22 protein-coding genes and 1 tRNA gene are annotated in these 20,357 nt (G+C 65.9%); 14 read left to right on the top strand and 9 right to left on the bottom strand.

Annotation, left to right across the window (positions count from 1 at the left end):
- Window positions 1-101 precede the first annotated feature (101 nt).
- The 9 genes from ACTJKY_RS17320 (at window position 102) to ACTJKY_RS17280 (ending at window position 9,339) form a co-directional block, all read left to right on the top strand.
- Window positions 102-1,325, top strand: a complete 1,224-nt coding sequence (locus ACTJKY_RS17320) for an MFS transporter (RefSeq protein ID WP_440847355.1) — start codon at window positions 102-104, stop codon at window positions 1,323-1,325.
- Entirely contained in the window at window positions 1,322-2,386 is a 1,065-nt protein-coding gene (locus ACTJKY_RS17315) for a sugar phosphate isomerase/epimerase family protein (RefSeq protein ID WP_440847353.1), read from the top strand. Before ACTJKY_RS17320 ends, ACTJKY_RS17315 begins: the two co-directional genes overlap by 4 nt.
- Window positions 2,383-3,528 (top strand): Gfo/Idh/MocA family protein, encoded by a 1,146-nt coding sequence (locus tag ACTJKY_RS17310; protein ID WP_440847352.1) that lies wholly within the window; start codon window positions 2,383-2,385, stop codon window positions 3,526-3,528. Before ACTJKY_RS17315 ends, ACTJKY_RS17310 begins: the two co-directional genes overlap by 4 nt.
- A complete protein-coding gene (locus ACTJKY_RS17305) occupies window positions 3,525-3,887 on the top strand; it encodes a c-type cytochrome (protein ID WP_440847351.1) in 363 nt (120 codons plus the stop codon). Before ACTJKY_RS17310 ends, ACTJKY_RS17305 begins: the two co-directional genes overlap by 4 nt.
- A gap of 145 nt (window positions 3,888-4,032) precedes the next feature.
- A complete protein-coding gene (locus ACTJKY_RS17300) occupies window positions 4,033-4,863 on the top strand; it encodes a 3-keto-disaccharide hydrolase (RefSeq protein ID WP_440847350.1) in 831 nt (276 codons plus the stop codon).
- Window positions 4,860-5,423: a gluconate 2-dehydrogenase subunit 3 family protein gene (locus ACTJKY_RS17295; RefSeq protein WP_440847349.1), complete on the top strand. Its 564-nt coding sequence runs from the start codon at window positions 4,860-4,862 to the stop codon at window positions 5,421-5,423. The genes ACTJKY_RS17300 and ACTJKY_RS17295 overlap by 4 nt, the downstream gene beginning before the upstream one ends.
- On the top strand, window positions 5,420-6,265 hold the full coding sequence (locus ACTJKY_RS17290) for a sugar phosphate isomerase/epimerase family protein (RefSeq protein ID WP_440847348.1): 846 nt from the start codon (window positions 5,420-5,422) through the stop codon (window positions 6,263-6,265). Before ACTJKY_RS17295 ends, ACTJKY_RS17290 begins: the two co-directional genes overlap by 4 nt.
- Window positions 6,266-6,297: 32 nt before the next feature.
- Window positions 6,298-7,971, top strand: coding sequence for a GMC family oxidoreductase (locus ACTJKY_RS17285; protein ID WP_440847347.1), 1,674 nt, complete (start codon window positions 6,298-6,300; stop codon window positions 7,969-7,971).
- Between the two features lie 411 nt (window positions 7,972-8,382).
- The gene (locus ACTJKY_RS17280) at window positions 8,383-9,339 is read left to right on the top strand and encodes a hypothetical protein (protein ID WP_440847346.1); all 957 of its coding nucleotides are present in this window, start codon (window positions 8,383-8,385) and stop codon (window positions 9,337-9,339) included.
- Between the two features lie 143 nt (window positions 9,340-9,482).
- Here ACTJKY_RS17280 and ACTJKY_RS17275 read toward each other — a convergent pair.
- Together ACTJKY_RS17275 and ACTJKY_RS17270 are read right to left on the bottom strand one after the other, a co-directional pair.
- Window positions 9,483-9,557, bottom strand: a tRNA-Gln gene (locus ACTJKY_RS17275).
- Window positions 9,558-9,580: 23 nt separating this feature from the next.
- Window positions 9,581-10,678, bottom strand: a complete 1,098-nt coding sequence (locus tag ACTJKY_RS17270; RefSeq protein ID WP_440847345.1) for a branched-chain amino acid aminotransferase — start codon at window positions 10,676-10,678, stop codon at window positions 9,581-9,583.
- A 69-nt stretch (window positions 10,679-10,747) separates the two neighbouring features.
- Here ACTJKY_RS17270 and ACTJKY_RS17265 point away from each other — a divergent pair, with 69 nt between their 5' ends.
- Window positions 10,748-11,233: a MarR family transcriptional regulator gene (locus tag ACTJKY_RS17265; RefSeq protein WP_440847344.1), complete on the top strand. Its 486-nt coding sequence runs from the start codon at window positions 10,748-10,750 to the stop codon at window positions 11,231-11,233.
- Between the two features lie 24 nt (window positions 11,234-11,257).
- Here the strand turns inward: ACTJKY_RS17265 and ACTJKY_RS17260 are convergent, their stop codons facing one another.
- The 7 genes from ACTJKY_RS17260 to ACTJKY_RS17230 form a co-directional block, all read right to left on the bottom strand.
- Window positions 11,258-11,872, bottom strand: a complete 615-nt coding sequence (locus ACTJKY_RS17260) for a hemerythrin domain-containing protein (protein ID WP_121075255.1) — start codon at window positions 11,870-11,872, stop codon at window positions 11,258-11,260.
- 72 nt (window positions 11,873-11,944) lie between these two features.
- On the bottom strand, window positions 11,945-12,751 hold the full coding sequence (gene proC / locus ACTJKY_RS17255) for a pyrroline-5-carboxylate reductase (protein WP_440847343.1): 807 nt from the start codon (window positions 12,749-12,751) through the stop codon (window positions 11,945-11,947).
- A gap of 1 nt (window position 12,752) precedes the next feature.
- Complete coding sequence (locus tag ACTJKY_RS17250) at window positions 12,753-13,262, bottom strand: YbjN domain-containing protein (protein ID WP_064310045.1); 510 nt, start codon at window positions 13,260-13,262, stop codon at window positions 12,753-12,755.
- A 112-nt stretch (window positions 13,263-13,374) separates the two neighbouring features.
- Window positions 13,375-13,635, bottom strand: a complete 261-nt coding sequence (locus tag ACTJKY_RS17245) for an accessory factor UbiK family protein (RefSeq protein ID WP_440847342.1) — start codon at window positions 13,633-13,635, stop codon at window positions 13,375-13,377.
- A 15-nt stretch (window positions 13,636-13,650) separates the two neighbouring features.
- Window positions 13,651-14,214, bottom strand: coding sequence for a TspO/MBR family protein (locus ACTJKY_RS17240; protein ID WP_440847341.1), 564 nt, complete (start codon window positions 14,212-14,214; stop codon window positions 13,651-13,653).
- Between the two features lie 160 nt (window positions 14,215-14,374).
- Window positions 14,375-14,512 carry a hypothetical protein gene (locus tag ACTJKY_RS17235; RefSeq protein ID WP_440847340.1) on the bottom strand — a complete coding sequence of 46 codons (138 nt, stop codon included), beginning with the start codon at window positions 14,510-14,512 and terminating at the stop codon, window positions 14,375-14,377.
- A 1,041-nt stretch (window positions 14,513-15,553) separates the two neighbouring features.
- A complete protein-coding gene (locus ACTJKY_RS17230; protein WP_440847339.1) occupies window positions 15,554-16,303 on the bottom strand; it encodes a TlyA family RNA methyltransferase in 750 nt (249 codons plus the stop codon).
- Window positions 16,304-16,439: 136 nt separating this feature from the next.
- Between ACTJKY_RS17230 and ACTJKY_RS17225 the strand changes: the two genes are divergently transcribed.
- The 4 genes from ACTJKY_RS17225 (at window position 16,440) to dxs (ending at window position 20,343) form a co-directional block, all read left to right on the top strand.
- Window positions 16,440-17,162 carry an RBBP9/YdeN family alpha/beta hydrolase gene (locus tag ACTJKY_RS17225; RefSeq protein ID WP_440847338.1) on the top strand — a complete coding sequence of 241 codons (723 nt, stop codon included), beginning with the start codon at window positions 16,440-16,442 and terminating at the stop codon, window positions 17,160-17,162.
- A gap of 296 nt (window positions 17,163-17,458) precedes the next feature.
- A complete protein-coding gene (locus ACTJKY_RS17220; RefSeq protein WP_440847336.1) occupies window positions 17,459-17,854 on the top strand; it encodes a MerC domain-containing protein in 396 nt (131 codons plus the stop codon).
- A 53-nt stretch (window positions 17,855-17,907) separates the two neighbouring features.
- Complete coding sequence (locus tag ACTJKY_RS17215; RefSeq protein ID WP_440847335.1) at window positions 17,908-18,366, top strand: Fur family transcriptional regulator; 459 nt, start codon at window positions 17,908-17,910, stop codon at window positions 18,364-18,366.
- Between the two features lie 51 nt (window positions 18,367-18,417).
- A complete protein-coding gene (gene dxs, locus ACTJKY_RS17210) occupies window positions 18,418-20,343 on the top strand; it encodes a 1-deoxy-D-xylulose-5-phosphate synthase (protein ID WP_440847334.1) in 1,926 nt (641 codons plus the stop codon).
- Window positions 20,344-20,357: the final 14 nt, after the last annotated feature.

The following is a 20,357-nucleotide window of genomic DNA, read 5'->3' as shown; positions in this document are numbered from 1 at the left end:
AATCCTTTACATCGTATTCGGCTCTGCATAGGCTGCGAGTCGAACAGCGGCACAGCCGCGCGGGGGAGAGGAAGCGCATGGTCGCTGCTGGAGGGATCACCATGAACAGCACGCAGCCCGTATCGGGAGTGCTCACGGGGCGGCTCAGCGCCTTGATGTTCATGCAGTTCTTCGTCTGGGGTGCATGGAACGTCACGCTCGGCCTGGTGATGCAGACCGTCGGCGTCGGCAGCCTGATCGCCAATGCCTTTTCGGTCGGCCCGATCGCCTCGATCGTCGGCTCGTTCCTGCTCGGCATGGCGGCGGCGCGGTTCCTCAGCCCCAAGATGCTGATGGTGGTGCTCCACCTGATCGGCGGCGTGCTGCTCTTCGTTCTGCCCAGGCTGCTCACGCCGGAGCATGGCGCCAGCTTCGTCTGGCTGCTGCTCGGCTACATGATCCTCTACATGCCGACCGTGGGCCTGGCGAACACGATCGCGCTCAAGAGCTTCGGCGAGCGGGTCGATCGCTTCCCCTTCGTCCGCGCCTTCGGCACGCTGGGCTGGATCGTAGCGGGGCTGATCATCGGCTGGGCCGGCCTCTCTGCCAGCCCGCACATCTTCGAGGTGGCGGGCGTCGTGTCGCTCGCGCTGGGCCTGTACAGCATCACGCTGCCGAACGTTCAGCCCGATGCGCCGCAGGGCAAGAGCCTGGTCGCCGAAGTGTTCTGCACCGAAGCCTTCGGGCTGATGCGCAACCGCTCCTTCCTGATCTTCATCCTCTGCGCGACGCTGATCTCGATCCCGCTGGCGATGTATTATGCCTATGCCTCGCCGTACGTGGGCGCGACGGGGATCGAGAATGTCGGCGGCACGCTGGCGATCGGGCAGATGTCCGAACTCGTCTTCATGTTCTCGATGCCGTTCCTCTATCGCCGCTTCGGGGTGAAGCCGCTGCTGCTCGTCGGCATGGTCGCCTGGGCGCTGCGCTATGCGATGTTCGCGATCGGTGACGGCGGCGCGGGGATCTGGGCGATCTATCTCGGCGTCGCGCTGCACGGCGTGTGCTACGACTTCTTCTTCGTCGCCGGCGCCATCTACACCGGCACCATCGCTACCCCCAAGGGCGTCAACGCCCAGGCGCAGGGCATGCTGACGCTGTTCACCTACGGCGTGGGCATGCTGCTCGGCTCGCAGATCGGCGGGCTGCTCTATGCGCAGCTGCCGGCCAACGCGACCGTGGCCGACTGGCACCATCTCTGGTGGTATCCGGCGATCGCCGCCGCGGTGATCGCGTTGCTCTTCCAGTTCACCTTCAAGAACAACCGTAGCGAGGTGCAGGCATGACCGCGATGCAGGGTCCGGGCATCTTCCTCGCCCAGTTTCTCGGCGACACTGCGCCGTTCGACACGCTCGACCATATGGCCGAATGGGCCGCGGGCCTCGGCTATGTCGGCGTGCAGATCCCGTGCGATCCGCGGCTGATCGACCTCAAACAGGCTGCCGAGAGCCAGGCCTATTGCGACGATCTCCGCGCGCGGCTCGACAAGTTCGGCATCCAGCCGACCGAGCTTTCGACGCACCTCCAAGGCCAGCTCGTCGCGGTGCATCCCGCCTATGACACGCTGTTCGACGGCTTCGCGCCGGCGGAGCTCCACGGCAAACCCGCCGAGCGCCAGGCCTGGGCGGTCGAGCAGGTCAAGCTCGCCGCCCGCGCCAGCGGTCAGCTGGGATTGAAGGCGCACGCCACCTTTTCGGGCGCGCTTGCCTGGCCCTATGTCTACCCCTGGCCGCAGCGCCCCGCGGGCCTCGTCGAAGAGGCCTTCGCCGAACTCGCCCGCCGCTGGTTGCCGATCCTCGACGTGTTCGAGGAAGCCGGTGTCGACTGCGCCTATGAGATCCATCCCGGCGAGGACATCCATGACGGCGCTAGCTGGGAGCGTTTCCTCGAAGCGGTGGGCCACCACCCCCGCGCGCGCATCCTGTTCGATCCGTCGCACTATGTGCTGCAGCAGCTCGACTATCTCGACTTCATCGATCGCTATCACGACCGGATCTCGTGCTTCCATGTGAAGGACGCCGAGTTCAACCCGACCGGGCGCAGCGGCGTCTATGGCGGCTATGAGAGCTGGGTGAACCGCGCCGGTCGCTTCCGCTCGACCGGCGACGGTCAGGTCGACTTCGTCGGCATCTTCAGCAAGCTCGCCCAATATGGCTATCGCGGCTGGGCCGTGATCGAGTGGGAATGCGCGCTGAAGAACAGCGAGGACGGCGCCCGCGAAGGTGCGCCGTTCATCCGCGACCATATCATCCGCGTCACCGAGCGCGCGTTCGACGACTTTGCTTCCAGCGGCGTCGACAAGGCGGCGATCCGCAATTTGCTGGGGTTGGGAAGCCGCGACGCATGATCCGGCATCCCCTGAAACTCGGCATGGTCGGCGGCGGCGAAGGCGCGTTCATCGGCGCCGTGCACCGCATGGCGGCGGCGCTGGACGGCGACTGGCGGCTGGCCGCCGGGGCGTTCAGCACCGATGCGGGCAAGAATGCGCGGACCGGCGACCTGCTCGGGCTCGATCCGGCGCGGGTCTATGCGACCTATGACGCGCTGCTCGCGGGCGAAGCGGCGCTGCCGGAAAGCGAGCGGATCGACGCGGTGGCGATCGTCACCCCGAACCATCTCCACGCGCCGGTCGCCATCGCCGCGCTGAACGCCGGCTTCCACGTCTTCTGCGAAAAGCCGATGGCGATGAACAGCGACGAGGCCCGCGCCATCGCCACTGCTGCGCAGGCGAGCGGCAAGCAATTCGCCCTCGCCTTCACCTATAGCGGCTATCCACTGGTCGAGGAGGCCCGCGCCCGCGTCGCCCGCGGCGATTTCGGCGCGATCCGGCTGGTGCAGGTGGAATATATCCAGGGCTGGCTGAGCGGTTCGCTCGACACCCAGGGCAACAAGCAGGCCGAATGGCGCACCGATCCGGCCCGTGCCGGTCTCGGCGGCTGCCTCGGCGACATCGGCACGCATGCCTTCCATCTGGCCGAGCTGGTCTCGGGCCTGCGCGTCGAAACCCTCTCCGCCGAACTCGCGACGCATGTCCCCGGCCGGCGACTGGACGACGATGTCAGCGCGCTGCTCCGCTTCGAGGGCGGCGCGCGCGGGACGCTCAAGGCGACCCAGGTCGCCGCGGGCGAGGAAAACGGCCTGCGCCTGCGCATCCATGGCGAGCGCGGCGGGCTGGAATGGGCGCAGATGGAGCCGAACACGCTTACCCTGCGCTGGCTCGATCGTCCCACGGAAACGCTGCGCGCGGGCGGGCCCAGACTGGGCGACAGCACGATGCCGTTGCTTCGTACACCCGCCGGACACCCGGAAGGGTATATCGAAGCGTTTGCAAACCTTTATCGTGGGTTCGCGAGCATTGTTCGCGGCGATTCGGCGCAAGTGCCGGGCGTCGCGGACGGGCTGCGGACGATGGCCTTCGTCGAGGCGATGATCGCCAATGCGAAGGCCGACACCAAATGGACCGAGATCGTAACCGGAGAGCGTGAATGAAGTTCTGGATGGCCCTTGCCGCAACCGCGGCGCTGACGGCGAGCGCGCCCGCCTGGGCGCAGACCGCCCCGCCCGCCTTTGCCGCGTGCAAGGCGTGCCACACCGTGGAGAAGGGCGGCAAGAACGGTGTCGGCCCCAATCTCAACGGCGTAGTCGGCCGCCCGGCGGGTTCGGCACCCGGCTTCAACTATTCGACGGCGCTCAAGAACTCGAAACTGACCTGGGATCCGGCGACGCTCGACCAGTTTATCGCCGCGCCGATGAAGAAGGTGCCGGGCACCCGCATGCCGATCGGCATGGCGGATCCCGCCAAGCGCCAGCAGATCATCGCCTATCTGAAGGCGATGAGCGGCAAATGAGCGTCACGCGCCGCCACCGAGGGAACGGGGTGGCGGCGATGCCACGCGTGGCGCGCAGGGCGATGCAGTCAAAAAGGCGCGCGGGCGAGGCGCGGCGGGTCGCCGTCTATCGCACGATCGACGCCGTCTGAGGGGAGAGAGAAGCATGTCGAGACGCACAAGCGTGCTGATCGCGGGTCTGGCGGTGCTTGCCGCCACGCCCGCCGCGGCACAGGAAAAGCCGGGGTTCAAGGACACCCCGATCCTGCCGGGTGGCGGCAACTGGCACGTCCATGACTCGGACCGCCCTTACCCGGCGGTCGTCACCCCCGCCGCACAGCCCGGCGGTGCGCCCTCGGACGCGATCGTCCTGTTCGACGGCCGTTCGCTCGATGCCTGGACCGCGCAGCGCAAGCTGTGGCCGGTGGCGAACGGCGTGCTCACCGTGCCGACTCGCGCGAGCAGCGGCGGCGAGAATGCGCTGATCTCCAAGCAGAGCTTCGGCGACGTCCAGCTCCACCTCGAATTCCGCTCGCCCAATCCGCCGACCAAGAGCTCGCAGGATCGCGGCAACAGCGGCATCTGGTTCATGCAGCGCTACGAGATCCAAATCCTCGACGGCTATCAGAACCCCACTTATGCCGATGGCACGGTGGGCGGCATCTATGGCTGGAAGCCGCCGCTGGTGAACCCGTCGCGCAAGCCCGGCGAGTGGCAGAGCTACGATATCGTGTTCGAGCGCCCGCGCTTCGCCGCCGACGGCAAGCTGCTGCGCCCGGCCTATATCACGGCGTTCCTGAACGGCGTGCTGGTGCAGAACCACCAGGCGATGCTCGGCACCACCAACTGGCGGCACGTCGCCGAATATACCGCGCATGCCGATGCCCTGCCGATCCAGCTGCAGGACCATGACTCGCCGGTGTCGTTCCGCAACATCTGGGTGCGCCCGCTGCCCGAAGCGGCGATCGCGCAGGACCTTCCGGGAGACCGCAAATGAACATTGACCGTCGCGCCGCGCTCACCGGCGTACTCGCCCTGTTCGGGGCGGGCGTGTTCGCCCCCATCGCCCGCGCCGCCCAGATGACCGCGACGCAGATGATCCCGGAGGGTCCGCCCAGCGTTGCCGTGTTCACCCCCGCCCAGCGCGCGCTGATGACCGCGCTCAGCGAACGCGTGATCCCCACCACCGATACGCCCGGCGCGATCGCCGCGGGCGTGCCCGCCTTCATCGAAAAGCTGCTCGCCGACTGGGCGATGCCGGACGACCGCGTACCGATCGTCGCCGGGCTCGACGCGATCGAGGCGCGTTCGCAGCAGGACTATAAGGTCGCCGCCGCCAAGGCGACGCCCGCGCAGCAGGACGCACTGCTCACCCTGGCGATGAACGGCCAGATCCCGGGCGGCAAGACCTTCTTCGAGGCGTTCCGCCAGCTGGTGATCACGGGGTATTACACCTCGGAAATCGGCATCACTCAGGAGCGCGAATATCTGCCGGTGCCGGGCGAATATAACGGTGCCTTCCCCTATTCCCAGGTCAACAAGGTGTACAGCGCATGATGATCACCCGTCGTACCCTGCTCGCCGGTGCCGGCGGCGTCACCGCCCTCGCGCTGATGGATCGCCTGATCCCGCAGGCCTTTGCCGCGCAGATCCCCGCGGTCGGCATCCAGCTCTACACCGTGCGCGACATCTTCCAGAAGGATCCGGTCGGCACGCTCCAGGCGATCGCCAAGATCGGCTATCGCGAGATCGAGTTCGGCGGTGGCGGCTATGACAGCATGGACCCGGCGATGCTCCGCGCCACGATGGACAAGGCCGGCCTGCACTGCCCCTCGCTCCACATCGGCTATGACGCGCTGCTCGGCCAGTTCGACAAGTCGGTGGCGATGGCCCGCACCCTGGGCGCCAAGACCGTGGTGCTGCCCTACATGACCGACGAACACCGCACCGAGGCGGGCTGGAACGCGGCGCTGCCGAACTTCAACAAGTTCGCGGCCGAGCTCAAGAAGGCAGGCTTCGACTTCGCCTACCACAACCATGATTTCGAGTTCACCAACAAGCCCGGCGGCGTCAGCCTCTACGACCGGTTCCTCAAGGCGACCGATCCCGCGCTGGTGAAGGTCGAACTCGATCTCTACTGGGCCAAGCATGCAGGCCAGGATCTGGGCGCGCTAATCGACCGGCTCAGCAACCGGCTGTATTCCTACCACGTCAAGGACATGCGTCCCGATGGCAAGATGACCGCGGTGGGCACCGGCACGATCGACTTCGCGGCGCTGTTCAAGCGTCCGTCGAGCGCCCATGTCCGCCACTTCTATGTCGAGAATGACGAGGCGCCCGCGCCTTATCTTCCGGACATCACCACCAGCTTCAAGACGCTACAAGCGCTGCGCTTCTAACCAAACCACACGCCCTGGGAGAGGGACATACAATGGCTGCAACCAACAGGTTCGATGCAATCGTCATCGGCTCGGGCGTGAGCGGCGGCTTTGCCGCCAAGGAACTGACTCAAAAGGGCCTACGCGTGCTGATGCTCGATCGTGGCCGCATGGTCGAGCATGGCGAGGACTATCCGTATGACGGCAAGCCTGCCTATGAGGTGCCGGCGCACAACATCATGCCCAAGCCGCTGCAGGAACGCGATTATTTCATCGCGAAGCGCGGCTATGTGCAGCCCAGCAACATGGGCTTCTACAATAACGACCGCATGAACCCCTATGCCTTCGACGAGGGCAGCAAATTCTACTGGATCCGCCCCGGCGCGGTCGGCGGCAAGTCGCTGATCTGGGGCCGCTGGAGCTTCCGCTGGGCGCCCGAGGATTTCGACGCCAACAAGCGCGAGGGTGTCGATGGCGCCTGGCCGATCGGCTATGACGACATCGCGCCGTGGTACGCCAAGGTCGAGGATTATATCGGCGTCTCGGGCTCGCGCGAGAACCTGCCCTATCTGCCCGACAGCAACTTCCAGCCGCCGATGCCGATGAACGTCGCCGAGAAGTGGCTGAAGGAGCGGCTGGAATCCAAGTTCCCCGGCCGCAAGCTGATCAACACCCGCCTGTCCAACATGACCGAGGACAAGCCCGATCAGGGCCGCACCAAGTGCCAGTTCCGCAACCAGTGCGGCAATGGCTGCTCGTTCGGCGCCTATTTCTCGACCCAGGCGGTCACCCTCCCCGCCGCGCGCGCGACCGGCAAGCTGACGCTCCAGTCGGACGCCGTGGTGACCAACATCGAATATGACGCGGCCAAGAAGCGCGTCACCGGCGTGCGCTATGTCGATGCCAAGACCGGCCAGGCGCAGGTGGTGAATGCCGACCTCGTCTTCCTCTGCGCCTCCGCAATGGGATCGAACCAGATCCTGCTCAACTCGCGCGCGCCGGGCAGCGAGCGCAGCCATTTCGACAGCAGCGGCACGCTGGGCCGCTATGTCATGGACCATATCTTCCGCGTCGGCATCGACGGGGAGATCCCGGGCATGACCGATCTGATCGAATATGGCCGGCGCCCGGGCGGGGTCTACATCCCCCGCTTCCGCAACATCGGCGGCGAGGAAGGCGTCGGCTTCAAGCGCGGCTATGGCTATCAGGGCAGCGCCTGGCGCCAGCCCGCGGGACCGGTGGGCTTCGGTGCCGAGATGAAGCACGGCATGCGCCGCTACGGCCCGTGGCGGTTCAGCATGGGCGCATTCGGCGAGTGCCTGCCGTACAAGGACAATCGCGTCTCGCTCCACCCGAGCAAGGTCGATCGCTTCGGGGTGCCGCTGATGCGCTTCGACGTGACCTTCCGCGAAAACGAACTGAAGCTGATCGCCGACGCCAAGGTGCAGGGCGAGGCGATGCTGCGCGCCGCCGGCCTGCAAAACGTGACGAGCAACGAGGGCGAGCACGTCCCCGGCGATGCCATCCACGAAATGGGCGGCGCGCGCATGGGCACCGATCCGCGCAACTCGGTGCTGGGCGGCTTCAGCCAGGCACATGACGCGCCGAACCTCTACGTCACCGATGGTGCCCAGATGGCCTCGGCTTCCTGCGTCAACCCGTCGCTGACCTTCATGGCGCTGACCATGCGCGCCGCGGACCATGCAGTGAAGCAGCTGCGGGGGTAACGCGAGGGGGCGCCCTAGTGGGCGCCCCCTCGCGTGGAGTTCAAGAAGTTAGCTGGAGGCGTGAGTATGCTCACGCCTCCAGCTAACGTTCTACAGCCTTGAATAGATGGTTGAAACTTGTCGCCGCGCCAAAAAGAGCCAAGTGCATAGCAGTTGCGACTACCCCAAGAAGGTTTAGCGCGAACATTGCCCCCGACACTTACCGGTCAACGGGCCACCTTATAAGCGATACTGGAGTGATCCGGTATAATTGAACCCTCTGTTAAAATACGAATTATCCGTGTTAAGCCCGCAAACCGGGGGGAAGCATTGAGGGGCGGCAATTTAGCCACGCGGCGCAGGGGTCTCGGCGCAGCTTGGTCGAGGCCGACCGCAATGCTCTGCGCTGGTACATACGAGCAGGGGGAAACAATGAACCGAGTTGAAGCGAAGCCCGCGGGGCAGAGAAGCTTTGCTGCGTTAGTCGATCGATTAGAAAACGTGTACTTGGCGGCGTTGCGGGCAGGCGCGCTTCTCATCGCGACGTTGCTGTTGGGCTATGCGGCATGGCTGGGACTTAGCGGGCTCTACAAGGCCTCGCGCGACGTGAAATCGGTGAAGGAGGCGGTTGCTAGCGTAAGCGCGGAAGACGTCGCCAACGTCGATCTGAAAGCGCAACAGGCAAAGGCAAATCAGGCGGCAGATCCGATGCGCCAGCAGAGGACCTTCTACCAAGGCTTCGCCAAACGCTATCTGGCGCTCTACCGCGGCAAATTTGAGCCCTTTCAGCAGCCAGACGACGCGAAACTGACGGATCAGGACTTCACGTCGCTGTTCCTAGACTCAGATGCGCGACTGAGCGCAATCGAGCGTGGCGATCTAGATTTCGTAAAGGACAAGGGGGATCTTGAGGCGCTGCTGAAGGCGGTGACGGGCGCTGCCGACCTAAAAATCACCAAGGATCGCCTGCAGGCCTATCGTCGGGCGAAGAAGGTTCAGGTCGCCCGCACCGTCACCGAGATGAAGACCGAACGCTACTGCAGCTATTACGGCTACTACATCGACAGCTGCATCAGCTGGGCGACGCGCGAGGTTCCGGTAAGCCGCACCGTTACCGAGACCCGGCTGCCGGACGGCGTCATATACCCGGCGGACCTTTTCCGCGCCTACCATCAGAAGTTCATTGATACGTTGGTCGAGCGCCGCGAAACCAATGCTAACCTGGCGCAGAAAGCACGTGCGGACATCCAGCAGGACAACGTCAACGGATCCGAAAGGCTATGGACAGCAGTCCGTATCGTCGGCGCGTTCGTCGTCCTGATGTTCTTGTTCCTACTGATTGCGATGGAACGCCACCAGCGCCGCATCGCGCGCCCAGAGGCCACATAGAACCGCGACTAGTATTCCGAACATGGTCGCCGCTCGCCGACCATGTTCCTTTCGGAACCGCTTCCGTACAGGATTCGCCACACCCGCCCTATCCGGTTAGAGCCACCGCATTTAGCGGCGAAATTGATCGCTTAGAAGAAAGCTGGCTGGGGCGGGAGGATTCGAACCTCCGAATGACGGTACCAAAAACCGTTGCCTTACCACTTGGCGACGCCCCAACGGGAAGCGGGCTTATAGAGCCTCAGAACAGACGTTCAAGCCACCCATGCGGATCCGGTGCCACGCCGCGCTGGATTCCCACAAGCTGCTCCCGCAGCTTCTCGGTGAGCATCCCCGGGCCGCCATTGCCGATCTGGAACTCGAAGCCCGACCCGCGCACCGCGCCGATCGGCGTCACCACTGCGGCGGTGCCGCAGGCGAAGGCTTCGCGCAGGCGACCGCTCTTGGCGTCCTCGCGCCACTGGTCGATCGAATAGCGCTCCTCGCGCACCTCGACGCCCGAACCGCGCGCCAGCGTGATCAGCGATTCGCGGGTGATGCCCGGCAGGATCGTGCCCGAAAGCGGCGGGGTTGCGATGGTGCCGTCGTCGAAGACGAAGAACACGTTCATGCCGCCCAGTTCCTCGACATAGCGGTTCTCAACCGCATCGAGGAACACGACCTGGTCGCAGCCCTGGCGGATCGCCTCGGCCTGGGCGACCAGGCTGGCGGCATAGTTGCCGCCGCACTTGGCAGCCCCGGTGCCGCCCGGCGCGGCGCGGGTATAGTGATCGGACACCCACAGCGTCACCGACGGCGCGCCGCCCTTGAAATAGGCCCCCGCCGGCGAGGCAATGACGAGGTACAGATACTCGCTCGCCGGCTTCACGCCGAGGAAGGTCTCGCTCGCGAACATGAAGGGGCGGAGATACAGCGAAGCGCCCTCGCCTTCCGGGATCCAGTCGCGATCGGCCTTCACCAGCGCGCGGATCGAGGCGAGGAACAGGTCCTCGGGCAGCGGCGTCATTGCCATGCGCTCGGCTGATTCGCGGAAGCGGCGGGCATTCTCGGCCGGGCGGAACAGCCCCGCGCCGCCATCGGGCAGGCGATAGGCCTTGAGGCCTTCGAAAATCTCCTGCGCATAGTGGAGCACGGCGCAGGCCGGATCGATCTGGAGCGGCGCATAGGGCTGGATACGGGCATCGTGCCAGCCCTTGTCGGCCGAATAGCGGATCACCGCCATGTGATCGGTGAATACCTTGCCGAAGCCGGGGTTCGCGAGGATGGTCGCGCGCGAGTCGCCGCTGCGCGGGTTGGTGTGGGCTTCGGATTCGAAATCCAGGATCGTCGCGTCTTCCATCACTCGGTCTTTCTCGTCCCCAGAGCCTCGGGTTGCGCAGGACTAGGCGCGGTGGCAGAAACGGTCAACATGGCTGCCCCAATTCCTGCCTCTCCCCTCTTCCTGCGCGAACCCGAAATCCGGCGCGGCATCGAGCTGCTCTATTTCGGCTATTCGCACCTCACCCGCTCGATCGACGACGGGCTGGCGCGCCAGGGGCTGGGCCGGGCGCACCACCGCGCGCTCTATTTCATCGCCCGCAAGCCCGACCTGACGGTGAGCGAGCTGCTCTCGCTGCTGGCGATCACCAAACAGTCGCTGGGCCGGGTACTGGGCGAGCTGGCCGAGCGCGGGCTGGTCGAGACGCGGGCGGGCACGCGCGACCGCCGGCAGCGGCTGCTGCGGCTAACGCAAGCGGGCGCCAGCCTCGAATCCGAATTGTTCGAGGCGCTGCGCGAAAAAATGGCCGGCGCCTATTCGAGCGCCGGCCAGGGAGCCGTCGGGGGATTCTGGGCCGTGCTCGAAGGGCTGATGCCCGAGGACGAGCGCGGCCGGGTGGCGACGCTGGGGCGCTGAGCGCGCCCAACGCCGCCGCCTGGTTCAGGCGACCTTGAAGCCTTCCTTGTTCATCGCAAGGGTAAGTGCCTTGTTCTTTTCCTCGCTCAGCTGGGCGCGGAGCTCGGGGAACAGCGTGTCTTCTTCCTCGCGGATGTGCTTTTCCAGCGCGGCGCGGAACTCCTTCACCTTCTCCAGCCACTTGGGCGAGGTGCTCGGCATGTTCTCGAGCTCGTAGAGGAACTGCTTCACATAACCATGCTCGGCGTTGAGCTCGTCGGCCTGCTCGGTCTTCCCCGCTTCGCGGAGCGCCGGGTAGATGACATTCTCTTCCTCGATCGCATGCTTCACCAGCGCGTGCTTGATGTGCGCGAGGAGCATGTTGCGACGGATCGTCGCCTTGTCGTCGGTCGCTTCGAGCGTGTCGAACACCTTGAGTACCGCCTTGTGCTCGGCCTTGAGCGCATCGTCCCAATTGCCGGCGAGCGCGCTCGGCGCCTGCACCGCCGCCTTGCGGCCGAGCATGGCGAGCAGACCCAGCGCCGCGCCGCCGGCCGCCGCGCCGGCGATCACGCCCAGGCTGGCGCCGTTGCCGCTCGTCTTGGCGGTGTTATTCGCGTTGGTCTTGGTGTTCCGCTTCGATTCGGTCGTGGTAGCCATGAAAGCCTCCGTCGATACGTGGGATCGGAGGCTTAACCGTTGGGAATACTAGGCGTTCCGTAGAATACCGCGCTATTTGCGCGCTTCGGCGGCCATTTCGGCGTTGCGACGTGCGGACGCCGCGAGCGTCTCGCGCAGCAAGGTCTTCAGCGCGGCGTCGCGATCGAGCACGTTCAGGCCCTCGCGGGTCGAGCCGCCGGGGCTCGCGACGCGGTCGGCAAGCACTGCCGGGCTTTCGCTGGCAGCGGCGGCCATCAGCCCCGAGCCTTCGACGGTGGCGAGCGCAAGCCGCTGCGCCTGGTCGGCCGGCAGGCCCAGCGCCGCACCCGCTTCGGCCAGCGCATCGACGAAGCGGAAGACGAAGCCCGGACCGCAGCCGGCGAGCGCGGTCAGCGCATCAAGCATCGGCTCGCTCGGCACCCATTCAACCAGCCCGAGCGGCGCCATCAGCGTCTCGGCGGCGGCGCGCGCCTCGGCATCGTCGCTCGGCGTGGTGAGGCCGACGACACCCTTGCCGATCGCCACCGGCAGGTTGGGCATCGCGCGCACCACGGTCTGCGCGCCCAGCGCCTCCGCGAGTGTGGCGACTTCCACCCCCGCGAGGATCGACACGAGCAGCGGCACGCCGCTAACGAACGGCGCGAGCACCGGTGCGACAGCGTGGAGCTGCTGCGGCTTCACCGCCAGCACCAGCGCGGTCGGCCGCTCGCCCTCGGGCGGTGTGGTCACATGCCGTACGCCCTCGGGAACCGACGGGTTGCCCGGATCGATGACGGTGATCGCGGACGCGTCGATCCCCGCCCCTGCCCAGCGACGGAGCATCGCCCCGCCCATATTGCCGGCACCGACCAGCCAGATCCGTTCGAGCAGCGCCGTCATCTCAGGCCTCGCCCTGGGTCTCGATCAGCGCCGCGGCGATCGCCTCGGTGGGCGTCTTGCCGCCCCACAGGACGAACTGGAAGACGGGGTAGAAGCGCTCGCACTCGTCGATCGCGCTTTCCACCAGCAGTTCAGCCTGGGCGAGCGTCAGCGACGCGCCCTCGTCGCCGTCGATCAGCGCGGCGTGGCGGAACAGCAGGATGCCGGTCGACGACCAGAGCTCGAAATGGCCGATCCACAATTGCTCGTTGACCAGACCGATGGTCTCATAGACCAGCCCGCGCCGCTCCTCGGGGACCCGCACGTCGGGGAAGCCCATGAACTGCAGCACGCCGTCGTCCTCGCGCCAGATCGCGCGGAGTTCATACTGGGTCCAGCTGCCCTTCACCTTGGCAACGATCTCGTCGTCCTCGCGCTCATGGGTCCAGCCATGCGCGGCGAAATAGGTTTCGAGCATGTCGATGGGCGCCGCGGCGTCGCGGTCGAATTCCGCTTCGTCTAGCATGCCCATGTTGCCCCCGGTCGTGTAGCCATGCCCGCTAGTGCCAAGCACGCGGACGGGGCACAAGCTTGCGCCTGCGCCCCGCCGCTCAAAACTGTGGACAAGGAAGGCCTAGCCAGCGTCACGCATTCCCTTGCGGGTTCAGCTTCGCCTCGAGCGCATCGAGGCGCGCCTTCAGCGCATCGGCCTCGTCGCGCGCGGCCGCGGCCATCGCCTTCACCGCTTCGAACTCATCGCGGGAAACGAAATCGAGCCCGCCGATCCATTCGCGCGCGCGCTCGCGGGCACCGGACTCGGCTTCGCGCGCCACCCCGGCGAAGGTGCCGGCGGCGCCGTTCACCATCTTCACCAGATCGTCGAACAGGCGGTTGTCGGTCTGCATGTCAAAGAATCCCAGTCAAAGCGTTTCGAGGTGGATGTGGGCGTTCGGCGCCGCCGACGCAATCTTTTCCGCATCCGGATTGAGATCGCGGACCTGCGAAAACAGCACGCTCGCGAAGCACACCCACGCCAGATAGGGCAGCAGCATCAGCCCGGCGAGCGTGCGGATGCGCCAGAAGGCAACCATCGTCACCGCGACGAGCACCGCCAGCGCCACGATCACGATCAGCGCGAGATCGAGCAGGTGGAAGCGGAAGAAGATCGGCGACCAGGCGAGGTTCACCGCAAGTTGCAGGACGAACAGCACCACCGCCGCCGTCCGCCCCCGCGCGCCCCGCGCGCTGAGCACCAGCGCGAGCGCCAGACCCATCAGCACATAGAGGATCGTCCAGACGACCGGAAAGGCGATGTTGGGCGGCTGGATCGCCGGCTTGGCGAGCGCGGTGAACCACGGGTTCTGGTCGCCGGCGGGCGCGACCATCGCCGATCCGAAGCCGAGCAGCACCACGATCGGCACCGTCACCAGCGCGCGCCGCCAGAAGCCACGACGCAGTTGCGCCTTCGATGCCAGTGCGTTCACGTGCCGTTTCCCCTCTGCGATCCCTCGTTCGCCCCACGCCTAAGCGATCGCAACCGCGGTGCAAAGGACCCGCCGCCCCATGGCGGCTGCGTCCGCCCATATTCCGCCAGTCCGGCGGCCATCGCGCGGAAGGGACCCAAACCGCTCGCTTGCGTGTGCGCTAAGCGAAGTCGCCAAGCGACTCCGCATCCTCGTCCGGAAGATCTTCCGCCGGGTTGTGGTTTCGGGTTGCCGGGCCTGGCTCGGTGGACATATCACCGGGGTCGGGCTCGTTGCCGGGAATGAGTGTCGGGTTCATGGGTTTCCTTCCTTGCCATGTTGGAACGCATGAACGTGCAACTATGGCGTCCGAATCCCGCCTTATTTTTTAGCGCTCGTAGCGCCGCAATGTCCGCTATCGCCCCAAAAGCTGACGTTGTTCGCTTGCGAGAGATGCTCAAAAGCAGACGTCAACTGCCAAGCGCGGCGTCGCGAAGACGCAACATCACCGCAAATTGTCGGTCCCCTTCCACGAAGTGCCTTGTCCGAGGATCTTCCAAATTTTCCTGTGGAAGGGATGGCACAGGCTGCATGCATTCGTACCTAGTGTCCGCATCTTGTTTAGCGCGATGTGCGACCGCGATTTTATAGTCGCTAAGCAGCTGTGTATTGCGTAACGATTGGATGAACAATCGGTCGCGCTCCGCTCTGGCGCTGACATATGCTTTGACGTCCTCCGGAGCGCAGTGCGGGACCACAAATCCTTGATATCGCTCAACGGCCTCGCGGAAAGCTGCCCGCGCATCCGTCCTTTGGGAGTATGCTGCACCCGCTGACTGTATGAAGAGGAAAGCCAAGGTGAGGAGAAGGATATTTCGCTTCAACGTGCTGATCCTTCGAAGTCGTAACTTAGCTATGACTTACCGCTCCAAACGTTTATGATCAAACCAGATATTGCCGTAAGCTGCCGGTCCGCTTTCCGCCCAATTCCGGCCGTCGCGGCGATCTTCTCTCGCGCCGTCGAGCGCAGCAGCCATCTTGTGCCAGGGCCGATGTTCACCATATGTACCAGAATTGCCACCTTCGGGCGCCCGCTCTTTGATCCCGTCCAGTTCTCTCCTCCCGCCTTGGGAGCGACGCGCTTCGCGGCGTCGGCCTGTTGCCGGGCGCTCCCGCGCGAAATCGGCATGAGCCTAAACTTCGTAAACTTCGCGCGCGCCTAAACTTTGCGCGCCCCGCAGGCCCGCCGAAAACGCGCGCGTGCCTAAACTTCCTAAACTTCGATCGGCGGCCAACGCCCGGTGCCGCAGTTCCCCCACGGACATAGAAGGCCGGACGGCACGAGACCGGACCGGCGAGTTCAGCCTTGTCCGCCGTCCGGCCGCACCGCCCCGATCAGGAACTCGACATTGCCCTCGGGCCCGGTGATCGGGCTGCGCGTCACGCCCAGCACCTGCCAGCCGTTGCCTTCGAGCCAGGCCGCCACTTCGGCGCACACCCGCTCGTGCACCGCGGGATCGCGCACCACCCCGCCCTTGCCGACTTCCTCGCGCCCGGCCTCGAACTGCGGCTTGATCAGCGCCGCCAGCCGCGCGCCGGGGCGGGTGAAGCCCAGCGGCACGTCCAGCACCTTGGCCAGCCCGATGAAGCTCGCATCGCACACCACCAGGTCGATCGGCTCGGGGATGTGCGCGGGTGTCAGGATGCGCGCGCTGGTCTGTTCGTGGACCACGACGCGCTCGTCCTGGCGCAGCTTCCAGGCGAGCTGGTTGGTGCCGCTGTCCACCGCATAGACGCACACTGCGCCATTGGTCAGCAGCACATCGGTGAAGCCGCCGGTCGAGGAGCCGACGTCGATCGCCACGGCGCCGGTCACGTCCCAGCCGAAATGCTCCAGCGCATGGGCCAGCTTGATGCCGCCGCGCGACACCCACGGATGGTCGCGGCCGCGCACTTCCAGCGCCGCGTCCTCGGCGAGCATCTGGCCCGCCTTCTCGATCTTGCGTTCGCCGGTGAAGGCGAGGCCCGCCATGATGAGCGCCTGCGCCCGCGTGCGGCTCTCGGCGAGCCCGCGGTCGACGAGCAGTTGATCGGCGCGAAGCTTTGCCATGCCCGCCCTTTAGGCGCGGCCAACGCCTTGGCGCAACCGCTCCTCCATTGGGCGCAGAGCTTATTGTCCACTAATCCAGTGGGGATTATAGAAGAAGTCCGGCCAGTCCCTCCCAGGACACAAGGAGAGGAACGCAATGACGATCTTTTCGCCGATCGATGATCGCTCGCCGATCATCCTCACCGTCCCCGGCCTCGGCGGCTCCGGGCCGTCGCACTGGCAGACGCTGTGGGAACAGTCCCGCCCCGACACCCACCGAGTCGAGCTCGGCATGTGGGATACGCCGCACCGCAACGCCTGGGTGACCAAGCTCGACCAGGCGATCCGCGAGGCACAGGCGCCGGTGGTACTCGCCGCGCACAGCCTGGGCTGTCTGGCGGTGGCCTGGTGGGCGACGCTCGCCGGGCAGACCTTCGGCACCCCGGTGGCCGGCGCGCTGCTGGTCGCCCCCGCCGACGTGGACCGCGACTCGGCCCCCGCCGAACTCCACGCCTTCCGTCCGACGCCGGCGACCGTGCTCCCCTTCCCCAGCGTGGTGGTGGCGAGCAGCGACGATCCCTGGATGTCGATCGAACGGTCCGAGGATCTCGCGCGTGGCTGGGGCAGCCTGTTCGTCGATGCCGGGCCGCAGGGTCATCTGAACGCGGCCAGCGGCATCGGCTGGTGGGAGGAGGGCCAGGCACTGCTCGACCGCCTGCTGGACACCGCCGCCGAGCGCAGCGGATCGGTGCGGACCACCGCCGAGGCCCGATCGCTGCTGGCGATCAACGCCACCGATGCGGCGCAGGCCCATTATCTCGGGATCCGCCGCGCCGAGCCTCCACAAAACACGATCAAATCGACGCAAGCACACTGGTAAAGAGAAGGAGGACGACCTATAATAATCTTCATGGGCATGGTCGGGTGACGTACCCTAGAGCGTCATCCGGCCTACCCTTCGCTGGCGCCGATACACTTTCTTCAAAGTGTCATACACTTTGGCAGAGCGCGCTTGCACGTGACGCAATCAGTCGCGTCATCTTGCTACCCTCCATGGATACCGCGCGGAAAAGCTTGGCCGCATCCTAGACCGTTCTGCGGGCCGGCACCCCTCCCCTCGCCATTCACCATGAATTTGCGCGATGATATGTTGTACCGCACCCCGTCCAGGTCTATATGCCGCCCATGTCGCTGAGTACCCCTTTATCTCGCTGGTGGGCAGGCCTGGATGGCGCCTGGGACCGTATCGCGATCGGGATCAGTGGCTTGTGCCTGATTCATTGCATCGCGACGACCGTGCTGCTGACACTCGTGTCGACCGCGGGCGGGCTGCTTAACCCGCACATCCACGAAGTAGGCCTCTTCCTCGCGATCGGGTTCGGCGTGTTCGCGTTGGGACGCGGCATCCTGCATCATGGCTATATGGCCCCGGCCGTGGTGGGAGCGTTCGGCCTCGGGATCATGAGCGGCGCGCTGTCGCTGCCGCATGGCGGGTTCGAGACCCTCTGGACGCTGGTGGGCGTGTCGCTGGTAGCACTCGGCCACGACCTTAACCACCGCGCCAGCCACTGATGGCGGGCAGTGCGCTGCTTGCCGGAACCGGTCGCACCCCCTAAATCCCCTGCATGTCCGCGCATCATCATCACGAGCACCACGGGGCCGACCTCACCAAGGCGGCCCGCACCCGGCTGGAAGAGGCCGGCGAGCAGTGGACGGCGATGCGCGAGCGCGTGTTCGAGGCGCTGGCCGGGTTCGACAAGCCGGCATCGGCCTATGACATCGCCGAAGCGGTATCGAAGGCCGAGGGCCGCCGGGTCGCTGCCAACAGCGTCTATCGCATCCTCGATCTGTTCGTCGGCTCCAATCTGGCACGCCGCGTGGAAAGCGCGAACGCCTATGTCGCCAATGCCCATCCGGAATGCCTGCACGACTGCATCTTCCTGGTGTGCGACAGCTGCGGCCAGACCACCCATATCGATGACGATTCGATCACCAAAAACGTGCGTTCTGCCGCGCGACACGCCGGTTTTTCGCCGGTTCGTCCGGTGATCGAGGTGCGCGGCAAGTGCGGCAAGTGCGACTGACCTGACCAACAGACCGTTCGACTTGAGACTAACGTTGCGCTAACAAAGCCCATGGCTGACCTACCCAAGACGCCGCTGCTCGACACGGTCGACACGCCGCAGGACCTCCGGAAGCTCGCCCCCGCCCAGCTGCGCCAGCTGGCCGACGAGCTTCGCGCCGAAACCATCAGTGCGGTGGGCTCCACCGGCGGACATCTCGGCTCCGGCCTCGGCGTCGTCGAGCTGACGGTGGCGATCCACTATGTGTTCAACACCCCCGACGACCGGCTGATCTGGGACGTCGGGCACCAATGCTATCCGCACAAGATCCTCACCGGCCGACGCGACCGGATCCGCACGATCCGCCAGGGCGGCGGCCTGTCCGGCTTCACCAAGCGCAGCGAGAGCGAGTATGATCCGTTCGGCGCCGCGCACTCGTCGACCTCGATCTCGGCGGCGCTCGGTTTCGCGATCGCCAACAAGCTCAACGAGGCGCCGGGCAAGGCGATCGCGGTGATCGGCGACGGTGCGATGAGCGCCGGCATGGCCTATGAGGCGATGAACAACGCCGAGGCCGCCGGCAACCGGCTGATCGTGATCCTCAACGACAACGACATGTCGATCGCGCCGCCGGTGGGCGGGCTTTCGGCCTATCTGGCGCGGCTGATCTCCTCGTCCGAATATCTCGGCCTGCGCGAGCTGGCCAAGCGCTTCACCCGCAAGCTCTCGCGCCGCCTCACCGTGGCTGCCGGCAAGGCGGAGGAATTCGCCCGCGGCATGGCGACCGGCGGCACGCTGTTCGAGGAACTGGGCTTCTATTATGTCGGCCCGATCGACGGCCATAATCTCGAGCATCTGATCCCGGTGCTGGAGAATGTCCGCGACAGCGAGCAGGGCCCGATCCTGATCCATGTCGTGACCAAGAAGGGCAAGGGCTATGCCCCGGCCGAAGCGGCAGCGGACAAGTATCACGGCGTGCAGAAGTTCGACGTGATCACCGGCGCGCAGGCCAAGGCGCCTCCGGGGCCGCCGGCGTACACCAAGGTGTTCGCCGACGCGCTGCTCGCCGAAGCGGAGCGCGATGCGTCGGTCTGCGCGATCACTGCGGCGATGCCGTCGGGCACCGGTCTCGACAAGTTCCAGGCGACGTTCCCGGATCGTACCTTTGACGTCGGCATTGCCGAGCAGCACGCCGTGACCTTCGCGGCAGGCCTTGCCGCACAGGGCATGCGGCCGTTCTGCGCGATCTACTCGACCTTCCTGCAGCGTGCGTACGACCAGGTGGTCCACGATGTCGCGATCCAGAACCTGCCGGTCCGCTTCGCGATCGACCGCGCCGGCCTGGTCGGCGCCGACGGCGCGACGCATGCCGGCAGCTTCGACGTGACCTATCTCGCCAGCCTGCCCAACTTCGTGGTGATGGCGGCGGCGGACGAGGTCGAACTCGTCCACATGACCCACACCGCCGCGATGCACGACAGCGGCCCGATCGCGCTGCGCTATCCGCGCGGTAACGGCATCGGGCTGGAGCTTCCCAAGGTTCCGGAACGGCTGGAGATCGGCAAGGGCCGTGTCGTTCGCGAGGGCAAGAAAGTGGCGATCCTGTCGCTCGGCACGCGTCTCGCCGAGGCGCTCAAGGCCGCGGACACCCTTGAGGCAAAGGGTCTCTCGACCACCGTCGCCGATCTGCGCTTCGCCAAGCCGCTCGACGAGGATCTGATCCGCCGCCTGCTCACCACCCACGAAGTGGCGGTGACGATCGAGGAAGGCTCGATCGGCGGCCTCGGCGCACATGTGCTGACGCTGGCCAGCGACACCGGCCTGATCGACGCCGGCCTCAAGCTGCGCACCATGCGCCTCCCGGACATATTCCAGGACCAGGACAAGCCGGAGAAGCAGTATGACGAAGCCGGCCTCAACGCCGCGAACATCGTCGACACGGTGCTGAAGGCGCTGCGCTACAACGAGGCCGAGCTGGCCGACGGCGTGCGGGCGTAAGCAATTTCGCATCC

Source organism: Sphingomonas sp. 22176 (genome assembly GCF_052045505.1).
In the GTDB taxonomy this organism is placed as follows: Bacteria; Pseudomonadota; Alphaproteobacteria; order Sphingomonadales; family Sphingomonadaceae; genus Sphingomonas.
The sequence above is the reverse complement of the archived record's forward strand: the minus strand, read 5'-3'. Positions and strand labels throughout refer to the sequence as shown.